Here is a 24,392-nt window from a genome sequence, read left to right on the forward strand (position 1 = left end):
CTTGGGCGCACCTTGGTCCCATCATATGCAGGTCTTCTGGCTCTGGCCTCATCGCCCTGGCCGTCTTCCCAGAAACTTCCGTTTCCAGTGACATATTGGCCAGCACTCTTCCATTACAGCGGCGGCTCCGCACAGGTTTTGCACCTGTTTCCCTTTTCAATCTGCCCGATCACAGATCACACATGTGGTTTATGTAATTATCTCTATTATACATGGCAGGCAGGCAAACGAAAAGGGGAATTTTGCACCCAGGCCATTTCTAGTGATTTTATCCCCATACCCTCCGTTTACCTGGGCCAAACTGTTCTATTTCCACATAATATATTTTTCCATGACATTCTCCTTTTCTCTTTTGCAAAATTCCGGTATACTAAAAGCAAGAACCATAACATTTCACGAGCTACAGAAAGAAGGTCACTGTATGCCATCCTATTTGGCTGACTACCATACCCACACCCACCTGTCCGGCGACGCCAAATCCCAGCTGTGGGAAAACCTCAACGCCGCCTGTCAGGCGGGGATTCCCGAACTGTGCATGACCGAGCACTGGAACCTCTTAAACCAGCGGGGAGAACGCCTGCCCACCCACTATGACTTTGATGCCGTACTGAATCAGTGGGCAGCGCTCAAGGACGACTGGTCCCACCGGGTGGAGGTACGGGTGGGCATCGAGCTGGGCAACAGCACCGTGGACACCGCCGCCGTCCAGGCCTGTCTGGACTTTCCAGAGCTGGACTTCGTCATCGGCTCCCTCCACTCGGTAAGCCTGGACCTGGGGGGCATCGGTATTTTCACCTATGCCAAGTCCTGCACCGACCCCCAGCGGGCCAACGCCGTTTTGGAGGACTACATCCGGCAGATGGAGGAGCTGGTGGAGGACGGCACCTTTGACGTGCTGGGCCACATCATCTATCCCCTGCGCTACTTCTCCCCGGACTTCCACCTCACCCTGGACCCCTGGCAGGACCGGCTGGACGAAATTCTCCGGCGGGTCATCCACAGCGGCAAGGGCATCGAATTGAACACCACCCAGGGCACCACCGTCCGCCAATGGCTTCCCCTGCTCACCCGCTACCGGGAGCTGGGGGGCGAAATCCTCACTTTGGGCTCGGATGCCCACCGCTCCCAGTTCATCGGGGCCGGCTTCCAGGAGGCCGCCCAGATGCTCCAACACCTGGGCTACCGCTACGTGTGTACCTATCGCCAGAGAAAGCCCCAATTCCACTCCATCCGCTGACGTCACCCCTACCATCAGACAAAAAGGAGGTATCTTCATGGAACTCAAGGAAATCATGGCCCTGTCCCGCTTCGCCGTTTTGGGCGATACCCTCAACCCGGAAAAATACGCCTATAAGATCAAACACGCCCTTCTGGAGAAGGGCTACACCGTCTATCCCGTGGGCAAGGAGCTGGCCTCCCTCAACGACATCCCGGACGACATCGATGTCATCGACCTGTGCATCCACCCCACCAAGGGTCTGAACCTGCTTCAGGAGTGCAAAAAGCCCTTCCGCTGCGTGCTCATCCAGCCCGGTGCTTCCGACGAGGCCCTGCTGGCCTACCTCCAAGAGCACCACATTCCCTACCTGGACGGCTGCGCCCTGGTGGGCCTCCGGCTGTACAGCAAATAAGCCCCATCCCCATGACAACAACCGCCCCGGCTCTCGTTTCTCAAGAGCCGGGGCGGTTTTCCTATCTTCATTCATCTGTCAGAGGGAGCAGTTGGGAAGGCGGCAGCTCAATCCACACCCCCTGGGCATGGTCCACTGCCTGCCAGTCCGAGTTGGATACCTCCATTTGCAGCGCTCCATCTCCACACGCCAGGGACACAGACACCGAGAAGGGCCCCTGGTCCACCTGGGTGCAGCGACAGAATAGCCGATGGTCCCCGGGGCCATCCACCAGACGGATGTGGTGGGGCTGGATCGCCACATAGGCGGCATTTTGGGGCACCTGTACCTGGAGCCCCCAGGCTGTGGCATACGCTCCTCCATTCTCCCGATGCTCCACCGGGGAGATGTTAGGGCAGCCCATGAGGCGGCAGGCCGACAAGGTGCGGGGATGATTGAAAAACTCCTCCGTGGTCTGCATGGGCTGGGAAGCCCCGTGGTGGACCACACACACCTGATGGCACAGCCGCCGCACCTCGTCCTGACTGTGGGTGACCATGAGGCAGGGGCCGGAGAACTGCTCCAGAAACCAGGACAGCTCCCCCTGAATCTCCCCTCTCAGGTGGGTGTCCAGAGAGGAAAAGGGCTCATCCAGCAGCAGCACCTGAGGCTGGGCAGCCAGAATCCGGGCCAGAGCCACCCGCTGCTGCTGTCCTCCCGAGAGCTGATGGGAGCGCTTGTGTCGGTGCTCTTCCAACTGAAAGCGGCGCAGCAGCTCCTCCACCGCCGTTCGGTCCCGGGTGGCCACGGCGATGTTCTGCTCCACGGTGTAGTGGGGAAAGAGGGCGTACTGCTGGAAGAGATACCCCACCTTCCGCTGCTGGGGCGGCAGGTTCACCCCCTGTTTGTGGTCAAACAGCACTCGACCGTCCAGTTCGATGTGTCCTGCGTCCGGGGTGAGCAGTCCGGCAATACACCGCAGCGTCACCGTCTTACCGCTGCCTGAGGCGCCCAGCAGTCCGGTCACCTCCCCCAGAGGGGCGGTAACGGAGACCTGGAGGCGAAACTTCCCCAGCTGTTTTTCCATATCTACCATCAGGGACATGTCCGTCACCTCTCTTTGCGCTCCAACAGATTGATGGCCAGCAACACCACCCCGGAGATGGCCAGATTCACCAGCACCCAGCGCAGCGCCATTTCATCGTTGCCGGTGCGCCAAAACTGATAGACCGTGGTGGAGATGGTGGCGGTCTTCCCCGGGGTATACCCTGCGATCATAGAGGTGGCTCCGTACTCCCCCAGGGCCCGGGCGAAGGCCAGCACCGTCCCCGCCAGAATCCCCTGGCGGCAACAGGGCAGCTGAATGTGCCAGAAGATCCACACATTTCCCCGTCCTAAAGTGCGGGCGGCATCGGTGAGGGTGGTATCATAGCTCTCAAAAGCCCCCCGGGCGGTGCGGTACATCAGAGGGAAGGCCACCACCGCCGAGGAAAACACCCCCGCATACCACACCATGGTCAGGCGCACATCCAGCAAGCGGGCCACTGCGCTCCCCACTGCCCCGTTGGGCCCCAACAGGCACAGCAGCAGATAGCCCACCACCGTAGGGGGCAGCACCAGGGGCAGGGTGAGCACCACGTCCAGAACCCCCTTCACCACCGGATGGCACCGGGAGATCACTTGGGCCGCCCACAGGCCCACAAAGAAGATGAGGGCGGTGGACAGGGCGGCAATGCGCAGAGAGTTGAAGAGTGGATACAGGTCCATCAGTTCTCCCCTTGGGCGATCAGGGTGAAGCCCACATCCTTCCAGACAGAAATGGCCTCCTCATTAGTGTAGAGGTAGGTGAGGAACTCCTCCGCTGCGTCATAGCTGTCCGCCTGTCCGCTCTTCATCACGGCGGCAGGATAGATCACCTGCTGGCACATCTCCGGCGTGGCGGCATCCACCACGTTGAGGCCGTAGGTGCTGGCGTCGGTGGCATACACCATTCCGGCGTCCACCACCCCCTCCTGCACTTGGCGGGCCACCTCCGAGACGTTGGAGGCGTAGGTCACCTTACCCTGGTCTTCCAGCTGGTCCAGAGAGTAGCCCAGGTAGTCCAAAATCTCCAGGGAGTAGGCTCCCACCGGCACGTCATCGTTGCCAATGCACAGCAGATAGTCCCCGGACGCAAGGTCGCTAAAGGAGTTGATCTTGCCAGGGTTCTCCGGGGGCACCGCCAGCACCACCTGATTTTCCAGCAAGTCGATGCGGGTGTCCGAGTAGACAAAGTCCAGGCCGTCGGTGTTGGTCCCCGTGGTGTCCTGGCTGTCCAACTGGTTCATCTGCTTCTGGGCCGCCGAGAGGAACAGGTCACACACCGCTCCCTCCGCAATCTGAGTCTTTAAGGTCCCAGAGGAGTCAAAGGTAAAGGTGAGCTTGACATCCTCGTGCTGGGCCTCATAGGTCTGGGCAATCTGGGTCAGGGCAGATTCCAGAGAGGCAGCGGCAAACACCACCACCTCCGCCTGCTCTGAGGTGGTGGGAGTGGAGTGACAGCCCCACATGGGCAGCATCAGGGCACTCATGAGGCAGGCGCATACCAGTGGCTTCCGTTTCATGTTCTCTCCTCCGTTCGGGCACAGTTTCCACTCTGCCCCGTCAAAATTTCCAGCCCGTGGGCCAGGGGCGGCAGGATGTACTCCAGGCACTCCCCCACCGCCTTGGGACTGCCCGGCAAATTCACAATCAGGGTCTGGGCTCGGATGCCCGCCGTGGCACGGCTGAGCATGGCCTTGGGGGTGATTTGCAGGGAGTGGTAGCGCATACCCTCCGCAATCCCCGGGGCGGGGCGCTGAATGGCCTGGGCGGTGGCCTCTGGGGTCAGGTCTCGGAGAGAAAATCCGGTACCCCCGGTGGTGAGAATGAGGTCTGCACGGTTCTCATCGCACAACTGGCACAGGGTGGTGTACAGGGGCTCGATCCCGTCGGGGAGCAGCTGGGTATACACCACCTGGTGTCCCTCCTGTTCCACCATGCGGGCAATGAGGGGCCCGCTGGTGTCCTCTCGTGTCCCGGCATAGCCGGAATCACTGAGGGTCAAAATGGCAACTCTCATGTTTCGCCCTCCCAGATGGTCAGCGCATCCCCCACAGAGATGGTCCCCCCGTGGAGCACCCGGGTGAATACCCCCTCCCGGGGCATGATGCAGTCCCCCATGACTTTGTAAATTTCGCAGTGGGCGTGGCACTCCTTCCCCACCTGGGTCAGCTCTAGCACCACGTTCCCACACCGGAACTTGGTGCCAATGGGTAGGGTTTTGAAGTCAAAGCCCGACACCACCAGGTTCTCTCCAAAGGCCCCGTGGTCCACCACAGCGCCCCGGGCCCGAAAAGCCTCAACCTGCTCATGGGACAGAAGAGACACCTGTCGATGCCACTTCCCGGCGTGGGCGTCCCCCTGGATACCCCAGTTCTCCACAAAGGTGGCGGTGTTCACATTTTTCTTCTGGGTCCCCTTCTTCTCGCTGATACACACAGCCATCACTTGTCCCATGGGCCTCATCCTCCTATTTGGTTCATGTTGTGTTTCTCGTCTCCCGCCTGGGTCTGGGTGGAAAAGTGGTGCCCGGCAGGCTTGTGGTACATGGCCTGTTCCAGGGCATCCTCCAACGCCGTGAGGGCGACTCCACCCTCCAGATACGGCTTCAGGTCCACCCCGTCCTGATATTGCAGGCAGGTTTTCAAGTGACCATCGGCGGTCAAACGCACTCGGTTACACTGGTGGCAAAACTGGTGGCTCAATGCACTGATAAATCCCACCCGTCCTGCAAACCCGGAGAAGGTGACATAGGTCCCAGGTCCCGCTCCCTTGGGGTTGGCACAGGGCATAGGAGTGCCAAAGGCACCGGTCAGCCGCTCCATCACCTGCTCCTGGGACAATCCGTGGCGGTCCCGCCCCAGTCCGATGGGCATCAGTTCAATGAACCGCACGGAAATCTCCCGCTCCTGGGCCAGTCTGGCCAGAGGCACCACCTGGTCCTCATTGAACTGGGTGGGGACACAGTTCACTTTCACGGTCAAACCGGGGGTGCCTGCCGCAGACTCCAGCCCTTCCAAGACCTGAGGCAGCAGCCCCTCCCGGCGGGTGATGGCTGCAAACTGCTGAGGGTCCAGGGTATCCAAACTCAGGTTTACCCCGTCCAGCCCTGCCTGGAGCAGCTGGGGCAGCTGCTGGGCCAACAGCACCCCGTTGGTGGTGAGGGATACCGATTCAATCCCCGCTACCCCTTTGACCATCTCCACCAGGCGGTACAGCTGGGGGCGCACCAAGGGCTCTCCTCCGGTGAGGCGGATGTGGCGCACGCCCAAACGGGATGCCGCCTCCACCACCTGGGTGATCTGCTCATAGGTGAGGATCTGGCTGTGGGGCATCCACGCCACCCCCTCCTCCGGCATGCAGTACACACACCGCAGGTTGCACCGATCGGTGACCGAGATGCGCAGATAACAGATGTCCCGCCCATACTGGTCTCTCATGTGCTCCGCCCCCTCTCCAGGTATTTCATCAGAAAGTCCGCCACTCCTGCCGGGTCGTTAAGGGACAGAGTGGGTATCCCTGGTAGACGCAGCGCGGTGTCTGTGACCAAGGCCAGCAAGGTGGCGGGGTCGCACACCGACTGGGCGGAGTTGCTCGCCCGCACCAGCTCCAGCTTGGGCCAGGGGCTGTGCTTCCCCCCTTCTAGAAGAATGAGGTCGGCCTGGGGAAAGAGCTCCAACAGCCCAGGCAGGTCTGGCGTCTGACGCCAGATCACCTTGGTGGTCTCCCCGTCGTAAATGGCGGCCCCCATAGCCCCAGCCTGGAGATATCGTCCCGTGTCCGTGTTTGGCGGCTCGGGCTGGAAGGTGTGGCCGTCGTGCTTGATCACCGCCACCTGTACCCCTGCCCGATGAAAGTGGGGGAGCATGGCGGTAATAAGGGTGGTTTTTCCGGAGTTTTTCACCCCGGACACCGCCACCACTGTGGGTTTACTGGCCACGCTCATATACCCCCGACTTGCCCCCCTCTTTGTGCACCAGGTGGATGTCCCCCAGCTCCATACTCTTATCCATAGCCTTGCACATGTCGTAGATGGTGAGCAGGGCCACACTGACTCCGGTGAGAGCCTCCATCTCCACCCCAGTCTTTCCGGTGAGCTTGGCAGTACACCGGGCCTTCACGGCACTTTGCTGGGGCATCAGCTCAAAGTCCACGCTGACGTGACTCAGCGCCAGGGGGTGGCACAGGGGGATGAGGTCGCTGGTGCGCTTGGCGGCCATAATTCCCGCCACCCGAGCCACACCCAGCACGTCCCCTTTGGCGGCAGTGCCGCCGGATATGGCCTCCAGCACCTCCTGGGAGACTCGAATGGTGCCCTCTGCCACAGCGGTACGCAAGGTGGGCTGTTTTTCTGAGACGTCCACCATAATGGCGTTTCCGTCGTTGTCAAAGTGATTGAATTTGGGTTCCATGGTATCTTCCTCCCGGATTCACAGATAGACGGTGTACTTCTCCCCTGCCTGCACGTTTTGGCTTCCAGCGGGCGCCTCCAACAGGCAGTTGCACCCCACCAGGGAGCGCAGCGACCCGGAGGAGTGATCCTTGGGCAGTCTCACATGCCCGTCCTGATACACCCCACGCAAAAATCGGCGCATACCGCTGGGGCGGTCAAAGGGGGTGTCCAAAATTGCCTGACGTTTCACAAGCTCAAACTGAGGCGCAGGGCACAAGGCGTGGAGCATTTGCCGCCCCAACAGCTCAAAGGTGGCAACCGCGGCAAAGGGATTGCCGGACAGGGACAAAATGGGTTTCCCCTCCACCAGAGAATACATGGCCGGAGTGCCCGGCTTCATCTGCACCCGCCAAAACACTTGCTGTGCTCCGGCCATGGGCAGGGCCTGGTGCAGTACATCCCGCTCCCCCACCGACACCCCGCCGGTGGTAATGAGGCAATCGCAATGCTCCAACATCTTTCTCATCTGCTGGGCCGTCTCCTGGGGATCGTCCCCCACGATGGCACAGGTCACCGCTTCCACCCCTAACTGGCGTAGCCGGGCGGAGAGCAGATAGGAATTGGCGGTGTAGATTTTCCCCGGCGGGAGCGGGTGCACCTGGGGCGGCACCACCTCGTCCCCCGTAACTAGCAACGCTACCTGGGGTCGGCGGTACACCCTCACCCGATCACACCCGGCGCTGGCCAATAGGCCCAGAGCGGCGGCGTCTAACCGGGTCCCAGCAGAGAGCAGACAGGTCCCGGCGGTGTAATCCTCCCCCCGCCCAATAAAGTTCTGATAGGCCCCCACGGAGGCATAGACCTGCACCGCTTTCTCTCCCAGGTCGGTGTCCTCCTGCCGCACCACGCAGTCACACCCCTTGGGCAACGGGGCCCCGGTCATAATGCGCACGGCGGTGCCGGGGGTGACCCGCTGGCGAGGCACCTCTCCGGCACACACCCGCTCCACCACCCGAAGTGAGACGGGGTGCTCTGGACATGCCCCCTGAACGTCCCGGCTTTGCAGGGCGTAGCCGTCCAAGGGCGAGCGGTCAAAGGGAGGCTGGTCTATGGACGACCACACGTCCCGGCTCAATGTCCGGTCCAGGGCGTGGTCCAGGTCCACCTGCTCCTCTCCCAGAGGGCGGAGCGGGGCCGTGATTAGCGTCCAGGCCTCCTCCAGCGAAATGCGTTCCCGCATCCTATCCCCTCACAATCCTGTGCCAAAGGGACAGATGGGATAGTGGCACTGGGCACAGCCCAAACACAGCCCACCGTGGCCCATTTTCTTGATGTCCCGGCGGTCAATGGGCAGTCCTGCGGCAATGCGAGGGAGCACCCGGTCAAAGATGGTGGCCTTGGCGTACATCACGCACCCAGGCAGGCCCAAAATGGGAGTCCCATCCTGGAAATACCCCAGCAGGAACATGGCACCGGGGAGTACCGGGGCACCGTAGGAGATGATCTTCGCTCCGGTGTCCTTGATGGCACCGGGGGTCTTGTCGTCAGGGTCCACGCTCATGCCGCCCGTGCACAGAATCATGTCCACACCTTTGGCATGGAAGTCCAGGGCGGCAGCGGTGATGGCAGCCCGATCATCCCCCGGCAGGCAGTGGTGGGTGACGGTGATGCCGTAGGCGGCCAGCTTCTCCTTCACCACCGGGGTAAAGCTGTCCTGGATAAGCCCCTTGGCCACCTCGCTGCCTGTGGTGATCACCCCGCAGGTACGCACCTTCCAGGGAGTCAGCGAGAGAATGGGGGTATCTCCTGCTCCCTCCTCCACCCGGCGCAGCCGCTCTTCCTCGATGACCAGAGGGATAATGCGGGTGCCCGCCAGCTTATCCCCGCGGCGTACCGGGGTATTGGTGTGGCGAGTGGCAATGATGATGGCATCATCGTCGTTGATGGCCTCCAGTCGGGCCACGTCCACCTGGAACAGGCCGTCACAGTCGGCCAGCAACTCGATTTTCCCCTCCTTCACCGGAGTGGTGGTCATGTGCTCGTTGCAGCACAGCTTGCACAGGCGCTGGGCCGCCTCATTTTCATGGAGCATCCCCTCCTGCTGCTCCCACACGTAGAGGTGCTCTTTGCCCATGGACAGCAGCACAGGGATGTCTTCTGGGGTGACGATATGTCCCTTGCGGAACCGGGCATCCTTGGTGACGCCGGGGATGATCTGGGTCAGGTCATGGCACAGCACATGGCCCACCGCCTGACGGGTTTCAATGAGTTTCATGGGGCGTACCTCCAATCAAAAAAGAGTGCCGTCTGAAAAGACAGCACTCCTCCAAAAGCACAACGCACAAGCCCCTTTCTCTTAAGAAAGGGACTGGGGCTGGAGCAGCTTCTTTTCAAACACGGAAGGCCATTCCGTTTCCAGCATGACCCTGGCCAGCGGTTCATAGGCATATAGCCCTTAGAAGCACTGGCTCGAAGCATTTCTATGGTATTTACTCCAGTGTATCATAACAAATCAAGAAGTACAATATGTTTCTCAAGCCTCCTGCCCTTGCCTAATTACCTATTCTCTTGTATACTGGCATAGATGCCGCTGCGTTTTGACAGCCATCTCACCAATGAAACAAGGAGTGATCTGTTGTGAACCATCAAACCATTCACGCCGCCCATGCCCCCGCCGCTGTGGGGCCCTACTGCCACGCGATACTGTGCGGCGATACCCTGTATACCTCTGGCCAGCTGGGCCTGATCCCTGAGACTGGCGTCTTGCCTGAGGGCGTTGTGGCCCAGGCCAAGCAGGCGCTGGACAATTTGGGCGCTGTGCTCCAGGCCGCTGGCATGGACTACTCCCACGTGGTGAAGACCACCGTGTTCCTGGCTGACATCAACGACTTTGCCGCCATCAACGAGGTATACGCCACCTATTTCACCGAAAATCCCCCTGCCCGCTCCTGCGTGCAGGCTGGTGCCCTGCCCAAGGGCGGTCTGTTTGAAATTGAGGCCATTGCCGTAAAGTAATCTCCCACAGGGCTCCGCCGAACAACGACGGAGTCCTGTTTTCTCTTTTCCTGTACTGGAATTTCTGATCTTCAGTGATATAATGAAACTAGAGCAATTTTACTAGGAGGCATGCGTGATGAAAGAGACCTTACAAGATTTGAAAGAGCGACGCAGCTGCCGGAGCTTTCTCCCCCAGCAGGTCAAGGAAGAACAGCTCAATGCCATTCTGGAAGCGGGCACCTACGCCCCCACGGGTATGGGCATGCAGTCCCCGGTGATTGTGGTGGTACAGAAGCCGGAGCTGGTGGCCAAACTGTCCAAAATGAATGCCGCCATCATGGGCCGGGACATGGACCCCTTTTACGGCGCTCCCTGTGTCCTCGTGGTTCTGGCAGACACCCAGCGCCCCACCTATCTCTACGACGGCGCCCTGGTCATGGGAAACCTGATGAACGCCGCTCAGGCTGTGGGGGTGGACTCCTGCTACATCTTCCGGGCCAAGGAGATGTTCGCCAGTGACGAGGGCAAAGCTCTGCTGCGTGAATGGGGAATTCCAGAGCACTACGAGGGCATCGGCAACTGTGTTCTGGGCTATCGTGCCCCAGGAGGAGTGAAGGAAGCCGCGCCCCGCAAGGGAAACTACATCGTACGGGTTTGACCATGATCGGTCCCAGTTGAAACGAGCCAGGGGAACCAAGTGCATGCACCGGTTTCCCTGGCTCTTGTGTAAGTTCTGTTCTTTAAAACCAATTTACCATTCTCTTGGGCATATCTTGGTCCTCCAGAATTCTCCTTGGATTCTTCTCCAGCAATGTATACGCCACCTCCTGGGAAAACTCCTCCTCCAGCATCTCTCGTACATCTGCCATCCACGGAGTTCTCTGGGACGCTGAATGGGCGTCGCTGGCCACCACATCCGCATACCCTCGGTCCACCATAGAATAAGAGAGCTCCTCTGCGCGGTGTCCAAACCGCCCCAGCAAACTGCCCCGGTTAATTTGAAATAAACATCCCATCTCCCCCCAAGTGTTTAGGAGTTCTGGCTGCTCCTGTACATAGAGATAGCGTTCAGGATGCGCCACGATGGGACGATAACCATGCCGCAGAATCGAGTCAAGAATCTCAGTCTCTTCCTGACCACTTCCCGTAAAATGGAACTCTACCAGCGGATAGCGAGAATCATTCAAGGTCGCCAGCCTACCTGCTCTCAGCTGTTGACCCACATCATAGCTTCCCATAATCTCCATTCCAAAGTACAGTTTTAATGGAATCTGGTATTCTCGGAGCATGTTCTGGAAGTGGCGTTTGTGCTCCATCAAATCTGGCGTGTAGAAATTCTGGTATCTCATGTTACAATGCGGCGTGACAATCATGGCAGATACGCCTCCGTCCACTGCCATCTGTGCCATATGCACAGCCTCATTCCAATTGGATGCTCCATCATCTATCCCCGGCAAAATATGTACATGAATATCTATCATATCTGTTTTCACTCACTCTACTCCCCCAGGCAATTGCGAAAACCATCCAAATCGGTTGATTCTATTTGCAGGGAATTCCTACTCAACACGCTATTTATTCTTTGACTATCCGACCTGTTGTCCACTTGGCTCGCCCAGCCGCTGGATCGCCTCTCGGTTCACCTCTTCCGGGTCTCGATAGGTGGGCACCAGGTACCGCATCAAAGCCACTAATTCCTCTTTGGGCCGCTGGGCAGAGACAAAGTTATCCAGAGACTTCAACCCGCACCGAATTTCATAGCCCGAAATCACTTGCTGCTCTTCCACAAATATTTTTTTGTTTTCCGTGGTGAGCAAATGCTCGCTTTTCATCAAAAGCTCCTCGTATAATTTCTCACCAGGTCGCAGGCCAATTTCCTTGATTTCAATGTCTTTATAGGGCTCCAGGCCAGACAGGCGAATGAGATTTTCCGCCAGCGTGAGAATTTTCACCGGCTGTCCCATATCCAGCACGAAAATCTGGCTCTGTTTGGCCATAGCGCCAGCCTCCAGCACCAACATGGCTGCCTCGGGAATGGTCATAAAGTAGCGGATGATCCGTTTATCCGTAATGGTTACCGGTCCACCATTGGCAATCTGCCGTTTAAAAAGTGGAATCACGGAGCCGTTGGAGCCCAAGACGTTTCCAAAGCGCACTGCACAGTACTCTGTTTGACTTGCACGCTTGCTCTGCAAAATCATCTCACAGAATCGCTTGGTGGCCCCCATCAGATTGGTGGGATTCACCGCCTTGTCGGTGGAAATCATCACAAACTTCTTCACGCCATACTTCTCGGCAGCACGCACCACATGATAGGTACCAAAAACGTTGTTCTTGATGGCCTCGTCTGGGCAATCCTCCATCAAAGGTACATGCTTATGAGCCGCAGCGTGGAACACCACATCCGGGTGATATCGATCAAAAATCTGATAGATGCGTCTTTTGTCTCGGATCGAACAAATTTCCACTCTCAAATCCAGTTTTACCCCATACAGTCGCTTTAGCTCCTGCTGAATATCATAGGCGTTATTTTCGTAGATGTCCAAAATGATGAGGCGTCGAGGATGACAGGTGGCGATTTGCCGACACAACTCGCTGCCGATGGACCCACCGCCACCGGTCACCATGACCACCTTGTCCTCCAGGAAGTCGGATACCACCGCTTTGTTCAGCTGCACCGGAGTGCGTCCCAACAGGTCCTCTACCTGAACATCCTTCACGGCGGAAAGGCTAACCTCACCGTTGAGCATCTGGTAAAGGCCAGGGAGCACTCGAAGGCGACAGCCCGTCATTTTACAGATGTTAAGAATTTCAGACTTCTGGTCCGGCTCAATGGTAGGGATAGCAAAAATAATCTGAGTAATGCCATACTGTTTTACCGCAGACTCAATCTTATCTCGTCCCCCTACAACGCGCACACCGTCTATATATTTTCCGTGAATTCTGGGATTGTCGTCAATGACGCAGCACAGTTTTCCCTCTACCCGGCTGCTTTGACGCAGTTCACGGGCTAGAATTTGACCTGCTTGCCCGGCTCCAATCAGCATAATGCGCTGTCCATCTGGCCCGTGTGACCGAAAGACATGATAGCATACCAGGAAAAATCGCAGCGAGCAACGCATTCCCACCAAAAACACCAGTTGGAAGATCAGCATCAAAAACCAAATGCTGCGGGACAGCGGCAGCTGTATAAAACTACAGCATACAAAACTCACAGCATACGCAATCAGCACTGACACACACATCTGTGTTACGTCCAGCACATTGATGCTGCGCCACACATACTGATACATCCGCCGCCACGCAAATACAGCAATGGTAACCACGATCTGTACCAGTAGACAATACCCCATTTTGTCCAGATACTCTGGAGGCACTTGGCTAAGGGCGAAATCAAATCGGACCAACATGGCCAGTCCAGCTGCTGCTCCCAGCGACAGGGCATCCATCACCGCAATCACCAGCATACGCCAAAGCTTGTGCAGATTCATATCCATCTCTCATTTCTCTATCATTTTCTCGTTTTCCTACCGAATTTCTAGACATTTTATATCTTTATCGGTTATTAGTATACGCTTCACGCCCCACAACTGTCAATTCCCAGTACCTATTTTTGGGGAGTTTACCTTAAATTCTCCACCCGGCATTGCGATTTGACCAATTTTATACTATAATGATCCAAACTACTTTCGCTTCCCTGTTCTACACCACAAATATATACACAAGGGGATGACAATACTATGAATCAGCGATTTTTTTCTCGCTCTGAAAACCAAGAGGTAAGCTGCATCATCAACCGTATCTTTTTGGTGCTATTCACGCTCCTCTCTCTTGCGCTTGTGTTTGTCGCCATCACCAGTAAGATGCTCACACCGCTGCTCACTGGAGTCCTCATCGGTACGGTGGTGATCTTGCTGCTGCTGGTCTGGCTTTTGAGCCTTCTCCACCCCACCAAGGTCCGCCGCACCATAGCTACCATACTGGCTCTCATCCTATCGGCTGCTTTTGCTGTCGGCATCTACTATGCTCAGATTACCGTCAATGCCCTGAAAAACATTACCTCCGGTGGTGTGGAAACCGCTGAGATGGTGGTGTGTGTCCGAATTGACGACCAGCGGGAACTGTCGGACTTGTTGCGGGAGCGGTTCGGTGTACTGGAGGAGTTGGACCCCCACAACACCAAGGCGGCCCTGCTCAAGATTCAGGACGAGTTCTACGTCACCGCCAACACCAAGTCCTACGCCTCTGCCTCGGAGCTGGTGGATGCTCTACTCAACTCGGACATCAACGTGATGCTCATCAACCGTGCCTATTTGGACATGCTCTCTGAACTGGACGGCTACCAGGATTTAGATACCAAGATTCGGGAAGTACGCACCATCTCTGTCACCAGCGAAGATGATACCGATACGCCTTCCCCGGTACCTCTGCCGGAGCACTCCAAAGACCCGGAGGAGGACGACGAGGTCTTTACCGTCTACATCAGCGGCAGCGACTCCCGCAGCAGCGATGTGCTGGCCACAGGCCGCAGCGACGTGAATATCATTGCCACCGTCAACCCCAACACCCGTCAAGTACTTTTGCTTTCCACTCCTCGTGACTACTATGTACCTCTGTCCATTGCCGATGAGGGCGATCTCCCCGACAAACTCACCCATGCAGGTATTTACGGCATTGATGTCAGCAAGGACACCCTGGCCCAGTTCTATGATATCGATATCGACTACTACTTCCGGGTCAACTTTACCGGCTTTGAGGATATCATTGACGCTCTGGGCGGCATCGAAGTGAATTCCCAGTATGATTTCAAATCGGGCGGATATCACTTCACACAGGGCATCAACCATATGGACGGAGCCATGGCCCTCTCCTATGTTCGAGAGCGGTACGCCTTCCCCAATGGGGACTATCAGCGCGGCATCCATCAGATGCAGGTCATCACTGCGGTCATTCAGAAGGCCATGTCACCTGAAATTCTCACCAACTATAATTCTCTATTGAACGCCGCTCAGAACAGCTTTGTCACCTCGGTCCCCTATGACCTCGTCGGCACTTTGGTGCGCAGCCAGCTGTCCAACGGCGGAGCATGGACCATCAACAGCTACTATGTGTCCGGCACCGGGTCCAGCGATTACACCTACTCCATTCCCAACCAGAAGGCCTATGTCACCATTCCCGACTACTCCACGGTGGATACCGCTAAGGAGATGATGCAGAAGGTGCGTCTGGGTCACTCCCTGGCTACCTCCTGATCCCCTACCATTTTACACGGCGCCCATCCCGATTTTCTCAGGATGGGCGCTATTCTTTCAATCTAAATCTTTTTCTCTTTCCGGTATAGTTCCCGTCATTTGCAGGACACTAGAGTTATCTGGTGTTAGGGGGCTTTTACACATGAAATCACTATGGGAACAGACCGCAGAGCTGAACCACTTTGACTGCCTGGACGGGGATATCAAGACCGATGTACTCATCATCGGCGGAGGCATGGCGGGGCTTCTGTGCGCCTACCAACTGCATCAGGCCGGGGTGCCTTATGTATTGGCAGAGGCAGACACCATCTGCAGCGGCGTCACCAAGAATACCACCGCCAAACTCACCATCCAGCACGGGCTCATCTACCACAAGCTCATCGCCCGGTTTGGTGTGGAGCGTGCCCGTGGGTATCTGGCAGCCCAAGAGGAAGCGCTGGGCAGATACCGCACCTTGTGCCGCCATCTAGACTGTGACTATGAGGAGCAGGACTCCTATGTCTACGCCCGGGATAACCTACGGAATATCGAGCGAGAGCTGGACACCCTGCACCGTCTGGGATTTCCCGGGGAATTCGCCAGCCAGCTGCCCCTGCCCTTCCCCGTGGCAGGCGGGGTAAAATTTCCCCGTCAGGCCCAGTTTCACCCTCTGAAATTTGCCGCTGCCATCTCCCAGGGGCTGAACATCTATGAGCACACCATGGTCAAGGAACTCGTCGGCCGCACCGCCATCACCAACCACGGGCGCATCCACGCCAAGCACATCGTGGTCACCACCCACTTTCCCTTTCTCAACCGCCATGGCAGCTACTTCATCAAGCTCTACCAACACCGCTCCTACGTGCTCGCCCTGGAACACGCCCCTAATCTCAACGGGATGTATGTGGACCAGACGCAGACAGGACTGTCCTTTCGAAATTATGGCAGTATGCTTCTGGTGGGTGGCGGCGGACACCGCACAGGGAAACCAGGTGGAAATTGGCGGGAACTGCGTCAATTTGTCAAGGAATATTATCCAGAGTCCACGGAGAAATACTACTGGGCCGCTCAGGACTGCATGAGCCTGGACAACATGCCCTATATCGGACCCTATTGGTCCAACACGTCCGATGTATATGTGGCCACAGGCTTCAATAAGTGGGGCATGACCAACTCCATGGTGGCAGCCACCCTACTGTGCGACCTGGTTCAGGGCAAGCAAAACCCATACGCCGAGGTTTTCTCCCCCGCCCGCTCCATCTTCCGCCCCCAGTTGGCGGTCAACGCCTTGGAGTCCACGGTAAACCTGCTCACCCCTTCCACTCGCCGCTGCCCCCATCTGGGCTGCGCTTTAAAGTGGAACGCCGCAGAACATACCTGGGACTGTCCCTGCCACGGCTCCCGGTTTACTCGGGATGGAAAACTCATCGACAACCCGGCCACCAAGGATTTGAAACCGTGAAACAACGAGCCACTCCCTCACCAGAGAGTGGCTCGTTATCTTGTCCTTATACGGAGAGTACCGTGCCCATAAACACGGGCAACATGGAGGAGGTGTCCACCACCAGGTAGACAAAGGGTCGGTCCAAGGTCACCACCATCTGCTCCTTTGGTTCCTCAGGTGCTCCCTCGCTATTCATTCCTACCACTGTAGCAGCTCCACCTCGTGTTCCCTTTTCCTCTACCTCAATGTAAGCCTTGTGAAGAACCTCGTTGATATAGAGGTTTCCCTCAGGGCTGGTGCCCAGGTCCGTAAAATCTGCCTGTGCGCCGTCAAAGGGAAGGACCATCCCCATCTCCTTCAGCACTTCCACAAGGTCCACTTCCATCTCGCTTTCAAACTTGGGCATAGTCGCCGCCACGGGCACGGATGTTGGGTCTTCCAGGAGTTCTTTCAACTGCTGGCCGTCCAGGCCCTCCACATAGTCCAGAATGGAAATTTCCTTGTCCGGCAGCAGCGCCACAAAGGCATATCGGCCTCCCTGATAGTACTTCATAAATCCCTGGGTCTGATCGTCCCGCAGATATAACTGCTCCTCACTGTGCATCATGCTCACCTGCTGGACCTTTCCCTCCTGGTTGGTAAACGCCTGCTGCCACACGTTCTCTTTCTGATAAGGGTTCTCCCACTCCCCCTCAAAGGCCAGAGCGTTGATGAGGTACATCACCGTATCACGGGGAATCTCTTTCAATACTTCCTCCACCATGCCGTGGGTGTGCTCCTTCACCCACCGATTGATGTCGGTGACGGTGGTCTGGTCAAAGGGAGCCTCAAACACCCCCGCACGATAGCAGTCTGCATTCACCTGCAAGAAGTCTGGATTGGGGGTGATGCGTCCCCCTTCCGCAAACCAGATGGAGTTTGCCAGATAGAGGGGGGAATCGTTCTCCTGACCCAGCCCCGCCAACGCCCCATTGAGCTGTTCCACACTCCCGCCCAGGATTTCCTCCATCTGAGTCCGTGTTTCCCCCTGGGCTCCATTGGCGGTCATAGCCAGGGCAGACAGCACCGACATGGGAGATACCAGGGTATTGTCTTCCCTATCGCAGGTAGTCTGGAGCAGTTTCACCGAGAAGTCATACATCCCCGTCCAGGTCTCCTTCTGGACCTGTACTTCCGTGGGAGTTCCAGCTTTCACTCCATCCATCAGATCAGTGGCATAGGTTCGGGTACACCCCATCAGGGTACTACACAGCAAACCTCCCGCCACCAGTAAGGCCAAACACTTCTGTTTCATATGGTTCTCCTCCTTTCTGTCATGGCAGGATAGACTGCCATTCCATCTGCCAACACACCTCCGGCAACTCTGCCACCTGCACATAGCCATTCCCCATCAATCTCAGGTGCACCGTCACCCCGTCCGCCTTGGTGAGGTACAGGTAGCCAAAGCACTGCCCCATATCCGTCTCAGCGCTGGACAGGGCTGGGGCCTGCTCCAGGTCATCTATCCACGCCTCTAGCTGTTCCAATCGGGTGATTGAGGTCGTGTGCCTGTTTTCCCCCTGAACGTCCACTTCTTTCTGGAACTCTGCCCGGGCAATGCCGTCAGACAGGCGGAACACCTCTTCCAACACATCCGCCCCAGTAGATACCGTGATGTCGCAGTTGTTCCAGAATAGTTCCACTCCGTAGTCATATACCATGCACAGCAGGTGCTGGGGGTCATATCCCTTCACCTCATAAAAAGGGCCGCCGATACTCCCTGTGCCCTCTAGATATTGGTTCTCGGACGTCCACTCGTCAATGGTACCGCTGGACTCCCCCAGCTGCGCTCCCACCAAGTTCTGCCCCTGCTCCACCACATCCACCTGAGCATAGAGACGCCCCTGATAGATGAAAAATCCACTCATGTCTATCATGGTCTCCGTCTCCGCCTGGGGCAATTCCACCTCTAGGGGCGGCACATATATCCCCTGGGCACTGCCGCTCATTCCATTGGAGTTTGTCTCGGCGCCATCCTTGCTGGGCATCCCCATTCCACCCCGCAGCGCCCACGCCGCCACCCCGGCCACCAGACAGAGGCAGGCAGCCATGGAAATCCAGGTGTGTCGCTTCTTTTTCGGGGGTATCCGCCGCAGCTCATCCACCTGCGCCAAGTAGTTCTCGTCCACCTCACCCAGAGCGTGGAGCAATTGTTCTCCCTTCATACCACAAACCCCTCCTGTTCCAAATAGGCTTTCAGTCGTTTCCGGATGCGGAAAAGCTGGCTCTTGGCCTGCCCCTCTCCCATACCGCAGTAGCGGGCCACCTCCCACAGCGGGTCGAAGTAGTAGTATCGGCCCAGAAATAGCGCTCTGGCCTGGGGTGAGAGGGTCTCCAAAAACTGATTGAGCAGCTGCACCAACAGCTTCTCCTCCAGGACCTGCTGGGGCGTCTCCACACTGGGCACACTCTCCTCCAGCTCTTCCACGCACATCTCGTAGGTAGTACCTCCCCGCTTCTGGCTGGTACGGCGGCGCAGATAGTCAATGGCCCCGTGCCGGGTCAGGCGGCCCAGGTAAATGGATAGCTTGCTGGGCCGCTGGGGCGGCATGGACTGCCACGCCTTGAAATAGGTGTCGTTGACCACCTCTTCACTGTCCTCTCGGTCATACAAAATCTGCTGGGCAATACGGCTGAGGTACCCGTGATACTTCTCCCGGCTGTGTTCCAAGGCTGACTCGTCCCGCTTCCAGTACAGCTCCACAATCTCCTGGTCCTCCATCTGGCTCCCTCCCTTCTCGGTGCCCTTCACTTGATATCCCGTAAAACATAGGGGTTGGTTGCGGTGTGTTTCTATTTTTCATGATATCAAATTTGGCCTAGCTAAAGCAACGCCCCGGCCAGGTACGAAACGTACCCAGCCGGGGGCGTAATCTCTCTTTACACTTTTTCCCGCATCAGTCCATGCTGATTACAGCAGAGGTACAGATACCCGGACCGCTGGAGGCGGAAGCGGCAGGCCGCATTCCCCTCCGGGTAGAGTTTTACCATCTGGAATCCATCGGAGGTGACGTAGGCCAGGAAGGAAATATAGTGTTTCTTGGTCATGGGGTGGTCCACCGTGAGGTACACCTCATCCTCCACCACCTCTCGGGTGATGGAATGGTCCTGGTCCACCTCCTCTGCCTCCAGCGGAGGCAGAGTGACACCACAGCAACTCACCACTGTCTCTCCCATGGTGTGGACGACATTGCCGCAGATGGGGCAGACGTACAGCTTGGAGCGGAGCATGTTGGCCGAGCGGTTGCCATTGCACATGGTGTCCCCGCTCATCAGCTCCAGCACCGACACCCCCAGAGCGGAGGCCAGAGGCTCCAGCAGAGACACGTCGGGCAGTCCCTTGGCGGTCTCCCACTTGGAAATGGTCTTACTGCTCACCCCGATTTTCTCCCCCAGCTGGGCCTGGGTCAGGCTTCGCCCCTCCCGCAGCCGTTTGATGGTACTCCCTGTGACATAGGAATTCATGACTGTTCTCCTTTGGTTTGTTCTTGTTGTGCCATTATATCAGGGAATTCCTATTCCCTCAACCTACGCATCGTAGACCGGGCAAAAGACAGTCCCCCCGACGTCTGTCGGAGGGACTGGTTGGTTCTATCTATGATGGTTCTTATAGGACAATCAGATGCCCAGCTGCTCCTTCATGTAAGCCACATCGGTGTCCTTGCCGGTGTAGAGCTTGATGGCAATGAGGGCCTGGAAGAGCATCATGCCCAGGCCGTTGTACACCTTCTGGCAGCCGGCCTCACGGGCCTGCTTCATCATCACAGTCTCACGGGGGGCATACACGGTGTCGGTGACGATGAGGTCGGGGCGGAAGAAGGAGGGGTCGGGGATGTTGGACAGCTCCTCCAGGGGGTGCATGCCCACGCCGGTGGCATCGCAGAACAGATCGGCCTCGTGCATCTTCTCCTTGAGCAGATCCAGGTCGGCCAGATCGTGCATGTAGGCCTTGCAGTTGGTCTTCTCGTTGATGGTGGCCACGATCTCCTCGCCACGGCCATAGAACTTGTCCTTGATGTTGAACACGTGCATCTCGGAGATGCCGTGGAGCGCGCCATACACAGCAATGGCAGTGGCAGCGCCACCGGTGCCGATGAGCACCATCTTCATGCCGGTGTAGTCAATGCCCTCCTCGTTGATGGCCTGCCAGTAGCCCATGCCGTCGGTGTTGTAGCCCTTGAGCTTACCGGTGACCTGTCCATTCTCGTCCCGGGTGTTCACCACAGTGTTGATGGCGCCGCACAGCTGAGCGGCCTCATCCACCTCTTCCAGGTACTTGTGCACCACGGTCTTGTTGGGCATGGAAATGTTGGAACCCAGCATCTTCAGAGCACGGATGCTGTTGACAGCGGCCTCCAGGGAGTCATTGTCCACCTCAAAGGCCAGCTGGATGACGTCGTCGCCGTTCTTGTCGTAGGCCAGATTGTGGGTGGTGGGGGACTGGGTGTGGCGGATGGGATAGGCCATCAGGCCCACCAGTTCGGTATGTCCAGTGATATTAGGCATAGTAATTACCTCTCATTCTATCCAATGTTGTTATCGAATCTCATCCAGGGAGTCCAGATAGCCCTGGTTTTCCAGCACGTTGAGAATGGCACGGCCATCCATGGTGCCCTCCATGATGCGGCGGGCCCGCACGGAGTCGCCAATGTTGTACACCACAGTGTCGGTGCCGCCGAACTCCTGCTCCAGGGCCTCCAGAATGGGGTTGTTGGCCCGCATACCCAGGCAGTTAAAGCCCAGGTCAAAGATCAGCTCCTCAATGTTCCCCTCGGGAGTCTTGACCACGCAGGCATTCTCCTTCACTTCCTGCAGAGCGGTATTCACATACTCCTTGACGCCGTAGGTATCGTGGGTCTCCCGCATGGAGCACTTGGTGATGGGGTCGGCCATTATGCCAATCTGGGGCAGCATGTCCACAATGGAGCACTCAGCGCCTCGGGGAGCGAAATACTCCACCACATCCAGGCCCACGGAGCCGCCGCCCATGACCACCACTTTCTTGCCCTTGCAGGCCTCTTCGGGGTACTTCCCGGCGTTCACATCGCGGATCATGTCAAAGATGGTAGACACATTGCCAGCGGCAATGTTCTCTCGCAGACCGGGAATGGGGGGCACCAGGGGCACGGAACCGGTGGCGTTGACCACCACGTCCGGCTTGAAGGTCTTGATCTTATCCAGGGTGGCCTCGGTGTTCAAGAACAGGTACAGGTTGGGCAGTTTGGCGGCCCGACGCTCCAGGTAGGTGGGAAAGTCCTTCATGCGAGACTTGCTGGGCAGATCAGAGATGAAGGAGGACAGACCGCCGATGTGGTCCTGCTTCTCCAGGACAAACACGTTGCAGCCCACTTCAGCGGCGGTGCAGGCGGCCTCCATACCGGCAGTACCGGCACCCACCACAACTACGTTGCAGTTCTTCTTCACCTTCAGCTTCTTGTATACGTCGCCCTCAGGCACAGCGGGGTTGACGGTGCAGCGGATGGGGCGGTTGACCCCGATGCGGTTGCCAGCACAGCCCACGTTGCAGGAAATACACTTGCGCAGCATGTCCTCTTCCCCGTTCTTCACCTTATTGACCCACTCGGGATCGGCGATGAGGCCACGGCCCATACCCACGATGTCCACGTCGCCGCTTTCCAGTACCTTCTCCACCACGGCGGGGTCCCGGTAGTTGCCGGCGTTGATGACAGGCTTGCCGAACTTCTCCTTCACGGCACGGGCCTGGTAAGCACGCCAGCCGTCCGGCAGGAAGTTGGAGTCAATCTGGTACTGTAGGGAGGGATTCAGGCCACAGGACACGTCGTAAATGTCCACGAACTCGTCCAGGTATTCCAGATACTTCAGGGTGTCCTCCAGGGTGTTGCCACCGGGCACCCGCTCCTCGGCGGACACACGGACGATGATGGGGAACCAGGGCCCCACCTGGCGGCGCACTTCCTCCAGCACCATGCGGGGGAAGCGGAGACGGTTCTCCATGGAGCCGCCGAACTCATCGGTTCTCTTGTTGTAGTAGGGGGAGATGAACTGGCTCATGAGGTAGGAGTGCCCGCAGTGGATCTCCACGGCGTCAAAGCCGATGGCCTGCACACGCTTGGCCGCCTCTCCGTACTTTTTCACCGTGTGGAGAATCTCCTCACGGGTCATGGGACGGGGCACCTCTCCCCCCACCTTAGTGGGAATGTTGGAGGAGGACACCGTCTCCATCCCAGTTCGGGCAGAAGAAGCGGAAGCACCTGCATGGTTGATCTGAATGGCCACGGTGGCCCCGTTCTTGTGCAGGTTCTCCACCAGCTGATAGTACCGGGGCATGAAGCTGTCGTGATCAATACGGATCTGGCTGGTGCCGTTGGAGCCCACGGGGTACTCCACATTGGCGTTCTCCAGAATGATCAGGCCAACGCCGCCCTTTGCGCGCAAGGAATAGTAATTCATGTGACGGTTACTCATTTCGCCGCTGGTCTCGCCATAGTTGGTGCCCATGGGAGTCATCGCAATGCGGTTGCGAATGGTCATCCTCTTCACCGTGATCGGCTCAAAGATTTTTGGATAGTGTGTTTTCATGAATCTTCTCCTCGTTTGTTTTTCGCACAAGGTGTTTCTTCTGTTTGTGACACACTCATTATAGCCTTCGCAACCAATAAATCAAAATACATTTTTCGTGCAAATTCGATGCATTCAAGCTATCAATATAGTTAGAGCCGCTCCACAGCCCCCTGCTCCTTCATATATTCCACGAATCGCTTAACCACTGGGAGCTGGTAGCGGTCCCGCATCCAGAACATATAGACCCGGTGCTCCAGCTCCATATCATAGAGGCGGTGGATATTCACCCGCTGGGGGTCGATCTCCTGAATGTCGGGGACCAGAGCGATGCCGAAGTCCTCGCTGACCATGGCCACAATGGAGTGCTCGTCGGGGCACTCCACCGCAATGTTGGGCTGAAATGCCAGGCGGCGGTAGAGCTGCTGGGTGTAGTTGCCCAGCCAGGACTCCCTGTCATATCCGATGACGGGATAGTTTTGCAGCTCGTACACCGACACCATCTCTTTGCCCTCCAGTTGGTGCCCTTTGGGAGTAATTAAGACGATCTCCGCCGACAAAATCTGAAAGTAATCCATCTCCTCCCGGTCGATGTAGCCCCCAAAGCCCACATCCAGCTCGCCGGACTTCACCTTCTGATGGATGGCCGCCGTGTGGTTCTGATAGAAGTTAAAGGTGACGTTGCGGTTCTCCTCCCGGTGGAGAAAGCTTCTCACGCTGTGGGGGATATAGTGGCTGGCCAGAGGGAACACATAGCCAATGTCAATCTTGCCGCCGCCGCTGGCAATCTCCTGCATCTTGCTCTTGGCCACCCGGCACTCCTCCAAAATCCGGTCCACGTATTCCAGGAAAATATGCCCGCCCTTGGTCAGGTGTACCCCCCGTCCGCTCTTTTCAAAGAGGGGCACTTGCAGCTCCTCTTCCAGGGCGGCAATGGAGCGGCTGAGCGAGGGCTGGGAAATATACAGCTCTTCCGCCGCCTTTCGGTAATTTTCATACTTGGCCACCGTCTGAAAGTGGTACAGTTGGTTGAATGTCATAACGCGTCTCCTTCCTCC

General features: G+C 57.4%; 25 protein-coding genes and 2 riboswitches. Of the genes, 6 read left to right on the forward strand and 19 right to left on the reverse strand.

The window, feature by feature from the left end; genetic code table 11:
* Positions 1-8 precede the first annotated feature (8 nt).
* A riboswitch (cobalamin riboswitch) is annotated at positions 9-199 on the reverse strand.
* A gap of 222 nt (positions 200-421) precedes the next feature.
* Both B5F12_RS00155 and B5F12_RS00160 read left to right on the forward strand, forming a co-directional pair.
* Complete coding sequence (locus B5F12_RS00155; RefSeq protein ID WP_158096705.1) at positions 422-1,237, forward strand: histidinol-phosphatase HisJ family protein; 816 nt, start codon at positions 422-424, stop codon at positions 1,235-1,237.
* Between the two features lie 37 nt (positions 1,238-1,274).
* Complete coding sequence (locus B5F12_RS00160; protein WP_087228547.1) at positions 1,275-1,631, forward strand: CoA-binding protein; 357 nt, start codon at positions 1,275-1,277, stop codon at positions 1,629-1,631.
* 67 nt (positions 1,632-1,698) lie between these two features.
* Here B5F12_RS00160 and B5F12_RS00165 read toward each other — a convergent pair whose 3' ends face one another.
* Genes B5F12_RS00165 through B5F12_RS00210 form a run of 10 tightly spaced genes read right to left on the reverse strand, consistent with a single transcriptional unit; the run spans position 1,699 to position 9,358 of the window.
* A complete protein-coding gene (locus tag B5F12_RS00165) occupies positions 1,699-2,715 on the reverse strand; it encodes an ATP-binding cassette domain-containing protein (protein ID WP_143482285.1) in 1,017 nt (338 codons plus the stop codon).
* A gap of 5 nt (positions 2,716-2,720) precedes the next feature.
* Positions 2,721-3,377, reverse strand: coding sequence for a molybdate ABC transporter permease subunit (gene modB, locus B5F12_RS00170; protein ID WP_087228551.1), 657 nt, complete (start codon positions 3,375-3,377; stop codon positions 2,721-2,723).
* Complete coding sequence (modA, locus tag B5F12_RS00175; protein WP_087228553.1) at positions 3,377-4,213, reverse strand: molybdate ABC transporter substrate-binding protein; 837 nt, start codon at positions 4,211-4,213, stop codon at positions 3,377-3,379. Before modA ends, modB begins: the two co-directional genes overlap by 1 nt.
* Positions 4,210-4,710, reverse strand: a complete 501-nt coding sequence (locus B5F12_RS00180; RefSeq protein ID WP_087228555.1) for a MogA/MoaB family molybdenum cofactor biosynthesis protein — start codon at positions 4,708-4,710, stop codon at positions 4,210-4,212. The genes modA and B5F12_RS00180 overlap by 4 nt, the downstream gene beginning before the upstream one ends.
* The gene (locus tag B5F12_RS00185; protein WP_087228557.1) at positions 4,707-5,147 is read right to left on the reverse strand and encodes an MOSC domain-containing protein; all 441 of its coding nucleotides are present in this window, start codon (positions 5,145-5,147) and stop codon (positions 4,707-4,709) included. The genes B5F12_RS00180 and B5F12_RS00185 overlap by 4 nt, the downstream gene beginning before the upstream one ends.
* A 5-nt stretch (positions 5,148-5,152) precedes the next feature.
* Positions 5,153-6,130: a GTP 3',8-cyclase MoaA gene (moaA, locus tag B5F12_RS00190; RefSeq protein WP_087228559.1), complete on the reverse strand. Its 978-nt coding sequence runs from the start codon at positions 6,128-6,130 to the stop codon at positions 5,153-5,155.
* Positions 6,127-6,630, reverse strand: coding sequence for a molybdopterin-guanine dinucleotide biosynthesis protein B (gene mobB / locus B5F12_RS00195; RefSeq protein ID WP_158096706.1), 504 nt, complete (start codon positions 6,628-6,630; stop codon positions 6,127-6,129). Before mobB ends, moaA begins: the two co-directional genes overlap by 4 nt.
* Complete coding sequence (moaC, locus tag B5F12_RS00200) at positions 6,620-7,102, reverse strand: cyclic pyranopterin monophosphate synthase MoaC (protein WP_087228563.1); 483 nt, start codon at positions 7,100-7,102, stop codon at positions 6,620-6,622. The genes mobB and moaC overlap by 11 nt, the downstream gene beginning before the upstream one ends.
* Positions 7,103-7,120: 18 nt before the next feature.
* Positions 7,121-8,323, reverse strand: a complete 1,203-nt coding sequence (gene glp, locus B5F12_RS00205; RefSeq protein ID WP_087228565.1) for a gephyrin-like molybdotransferase Glp — start codon at positions 8,321-8,323, stop codon at positions 7,121-7,123.
* 9 nt (positions 8,324-8,332) lie between these two features.
* The gene (locus tag B5F12_RS00210; protein ID WP_087228567.1) at positions 8,333-9,358 is read right to left on the reverse strand and encodes a molybdopterin-binding protein; all 1,026 of its coding nucleotides are present in this window, start codon (positions 9,356-9,358) and stop codon (positions 8,333-8,335) included.
* Positions 9,359-9,451: 93 nt separating this feature from the next.
* Positions 9,452-9,570, reverse strand: a riboswitch (molybdenum cofactor riboswitch).
* 150 nt (positions 9,571-9,720) lie between these two features.
* On the opposite strand from B5F12_RS00210, the gene B5F12_RS00215 reads away from it, so the two are divergent.
* Positions 9,721-10,098: a RidA family protein gene (locus B5F12_RS00215; RefSeq protein WP_087228569.1), complete on the forward strand. Its 378-nt coding sequence runs from the start codon at positions 9,721-9,723 to the stop codon at positions 10,096-10,098.
* Positions 10,099-10,216: 118 nt separating this feature from the next.
* Complete coding sequence (locus B5F12_RS00220) at positions 10,217-10,738, forward strand: nitroreductase (RefSeq protein WP_087228571.1); 522 nt, start codon at positions 10,217-10,219, stop codon at positions 10,736-10,738.
* 82 nt (positions 10,739-10,820) lie between these two features.
* On the opposite strand, the gene B5F12_RS00225 is transcribed toward B5F12_RS00220, so the two are convergent.
* Entirely contained in the window at positions 10,821-11,573 is a 753-nt protein-coding gene (locus B5F12_RS00225; protein WP_143482286.1) for a CpsB/CapC family capsule biosynthesis tyrosine phosphatase, read from the reverse strand.
* Between the two features lie 93 nt (positions 11,574-11,666).
* Positions 11,667-13,571, reverse strand: a complete 1,905-nt coding sequence (locus tag B5F12_RS00230) for a nucleoside-diphosphate sugar epimerase/dehydratase (RefSeq protein WP_242954845.1) — start codon at positions 13,569-13,571, stop codon at positions 11,667-11,669.
* Between the two features lie 249 nt (positions 13,572-13,820).
* Here B5F12_RS00230 and B5F12_RS00235 point away from each other — a divergent pair, with 249 nt between their 5' ends.
* Both B5F12_RS00235 and B5F12_RS00240 read left to right on the forward strand, forming a co-directional pair.
* A complete protein-coding gene (locus tag B5F12_RS00235; protein ID WP_087228577.1) occupies positions 13,821-15,332 on the forward strand; it encodes an LCP family protein in 1,512 nt (503 codons plus the stop codon).
* A gap of 142 nt (positions 15,333-15,474) precedes the next feature.
* Entirely contained in the window at positions 15,475-16,773 is a 1,299-nt protein-coding gene (locus B5F12_RS00240) for an FAD-dependent oxidoreductase (protein WP_087228579.1), read from the forward strand.
* A gap of 46 nt (positions 16,774-16,819) precedes the next feature.
* Here the strand turns inward: B5F12_RS00240 and B5F12_RS00245 are convergent, their stop codons facing one another.
* From B5F12_RS00245 to B5F12_RS00275, 7 genes are all read right to left on the reverse strand, one after another.
* On the reverse strand, positions 16,820-18,049 hold the full coding sequence (locus tag B5F12_RS00245; RefSeq protein ID WP_158096707.1) for a serpin family protein: 1,230 nt from the start codon (positions 18,047-18,049) through the stop codon (positions 16,820-16,822).
* 19 nt (positions 18,050-18,068) lie between these two features.
* Complete coding sequence (locus B5F12_RS00250; protein ID WP_087228583.1) at positions 18,069-18,959, reverse strand: hypothetical protein; 891 nt, start codon at positions 18,957-18,959, stop codon at positions 18,069-18,071.
* The gene (locus tag B5F12_RS00255) at positions 18,956-19,516 is read right to left on the reverse strand and encodes an RNA polymerase sigma factor (protein ID WP_087228585.1); all 561 of its coding nucleotides are present in this window, start codon (positions 19,514-19,516) and stop codon (positions 18,956-18,958) included. The genes B5F12_RS00250 and B5F12_RS00255 overlap by 4 nt, the downstream gene beginning before the upstream one ends.
* Before the next feature lie 158 nt (positions 19,517-19,674).
* Entirely contained in the window at positions 19,675-20,259 is a 585-nt protein-coding gene (locus B5F12_RS00260) for a helix-turn-helix domain-containing protein (RefSeq protein WP_087228587.1), read from the reverse strand.
* A gap of 153 nt (positions 20,260-20,412) precedes the next feature.
* Positions 20,413-21,300 carry a quinate/shikimate dehydrogenase gene (locus B5F12_RS00265; protein ID WP_087228589.1) on the reverse strand — a complete coding sequence of 296 codons (888 nt, stop codon included), beginning with the start codon at positions 21,298-21,300 and terminating at the stop codon, positions 20,413-20,415.
* Positions 21,301-21,330: 30 nt separating this feature from the next.
* Positions 21,331-23,355 carry an FAD-dependent oxidoreductase gene (locus B5F12_RS00270; protein ID WP_087228591.1) on the reverse strand — a complete coding sequence of 675 codons (2,025 nt, stop codon included), beginning with the start codon at positions 23,353-23,355 and terminating at the stop codon, positions 21,331-21,333.
* 131 nt (positions 23,356-23,486) lie between these two features.
* On the reverse strand, positions 23,487-24,374 hold the full coding sequence (locus tag B5F12_RS00275) for a LysR family transcriptional regulator (protein WP_087228593.1): 888 nt from the start codon (positions 24,372-24,374) through the stop codon (positions 23,487-23,489).
* Between the last annotated feature and the right edge of the window lie 18 nt (positions 24,375-24,392).

Origin of the sequence: Pseudoflavonifractor sp. An176 (assembly GCF_002160435.1) — a bacterium.
In the GTDB taxonomy this organism is placed as follows: Bacteria; Bacillota; Clostridia; order Oscillospirales; family Oscillospiraceae; genus Enterenecus; species Enterenecus faecium.

Coding starts and splice junctions, on each gene's coding strand:
- B5F12_RS00155 (WP_158096705.1), top strand. CDS start 422: ATGCCATCCTATTTGGCTGACTACCATACCCACACCCACCTGTCCGGC.
- B5F12_RS00160 (WP_087228547.1), top strand. CDS start 1,275: ATGGAACTCAAGGAAATCATGGCCCTGTCCCGCTTCGCCGTTTTGGGC.
- B5F12_RS00165 (WP_143482285.1), bottom strand. CDS start 2,715: ATGTCCCTGATGGTAGATATGGAAAAACAGCTGGGGAAGTTTCGCCTC.
- modB (WP_087228551.1), bottom strand. CDS start 3,377: ATGGACCTGTATCCACTCTTCAACTCTCTGCGCATTGCCGCCCTGTCC.
- modA (WP_087228553.1), bottom strand. CDS start 4,213: ATGAAACGGAAGCCACTGGTATGCGCCTGCCTCATGAGTGCCCTGATG.
- B5F12_RS00180 (WP_087228555.1), bottom strand. CDS start 4,710: ATGAGAGTTGCCATTTTGACCCTCAGTGATTCCGGCTATGCCGGGACA.
- B5F12_RS00185 (WP_087228557.1), bottom strand. CDS start 5,147: ATGGGACAAGTGATGGCTGTGTGTATCAGCGAGAAGAAGGGGACCCAG.
- moaA (WP_087228559.1), bottom strand. CDS start 6,130: ATGAGAGACCAGTATGGGCGGGACATCTGTTATCTGCGCATCTCGGTC.
- moaC (WP_087228563.1), bottom strand. CDS start 7,102: ATGGAACCCAAATTCAATCACTTTGACAACGACGGAAACGCCATTATG.
- glp (WP_087228565.1), bottom strand. CDS start 8,323: ATGCGGGAACGCATTTCGCTGGAGGAGGCCTGGACGCTAATCACGGCC.
- B5F12_RS00210 (WP_087228567.1), bottom strand. CDS start 9,358: ATGAAACTCATTGAAACCCGTCAGGCGGTGGGCCATGTGCTGTGCCAT.
- B5F12_RS00220 (WP_087228571.1), top strand. CDS start 10,217: ATGAAAGAGACCTTACAAGATTTGAAAGAGCGACGCAGCTGCCGGAGC.
- B5F12_RS00230 (WP_242954845.1), bottom strand. CDS start 13,571: ATGAATCTGCACAAGCTTTGGCGTATGCTGGTGATTGCGGTGATGGAT.
- B5F12_RS00235 (WP_087228577.1), top strand. CDS start 13,821: ATGAATCAGCGATTTTTTTCTCGCTCTGAAAACCAAGAGGTAAGCTGC.
- B5F12_RS00240 (WP_087228579.1), top strand. CDS start 15,475: ATGAAATCACTATGGGAACAGACCGCAGAGCTGAACCACTTTGACTGC.
- B5F12_RS00245 (WP_158096707.1), bottom strand. CDS start 18,049: ATGAAACAGAAGTGTTTGGCCTTACTGGTGGCGGGAGGTTTGCTGTGT.
- B5F12_RS00250 (WP_087228583.1), bottom strand. CDS start 18,959: ATGAAGGGAGAACAATTGCTCCACGCTCTGGGTGAGGTGGACGAGAAC.
- B5F12_RS00255 (WP_087228585.1), bottom strand. CDS start 19,516: ATGGAGGACCAGGAGATTGTGGAGCTGTACTGGAAGCGGGACGAGTCA.
- B5F12_RS00260 (WP_087228587.1), bottom strand. CDS start 20,259: ATGAATTCCTATGTCACAGGGAGTACCATCAAACGGCTGCGGGAGGGG.
- B5F12_RS00265 (WP_087228589.1), bottom strand. CDS start 21,300: ATGCCTAATATCACTGGACATACCGAACTGGTGGGCCTGATGGCCTAT.
- B5F12_RS00270 (WP_087228591.1), bottom strand. CDS start 23,355: ATGAAAACACACTATCCAAAAATCTTTGAGCCGATCACGGTGAAGAGG.
- B5F12_RS00275 (WP_087228593.1), bottom strand. CDS start 24,374: ATGACATTCAACCAACTGTACCACTTTCAGACGGTGGCCAAGTATGAA.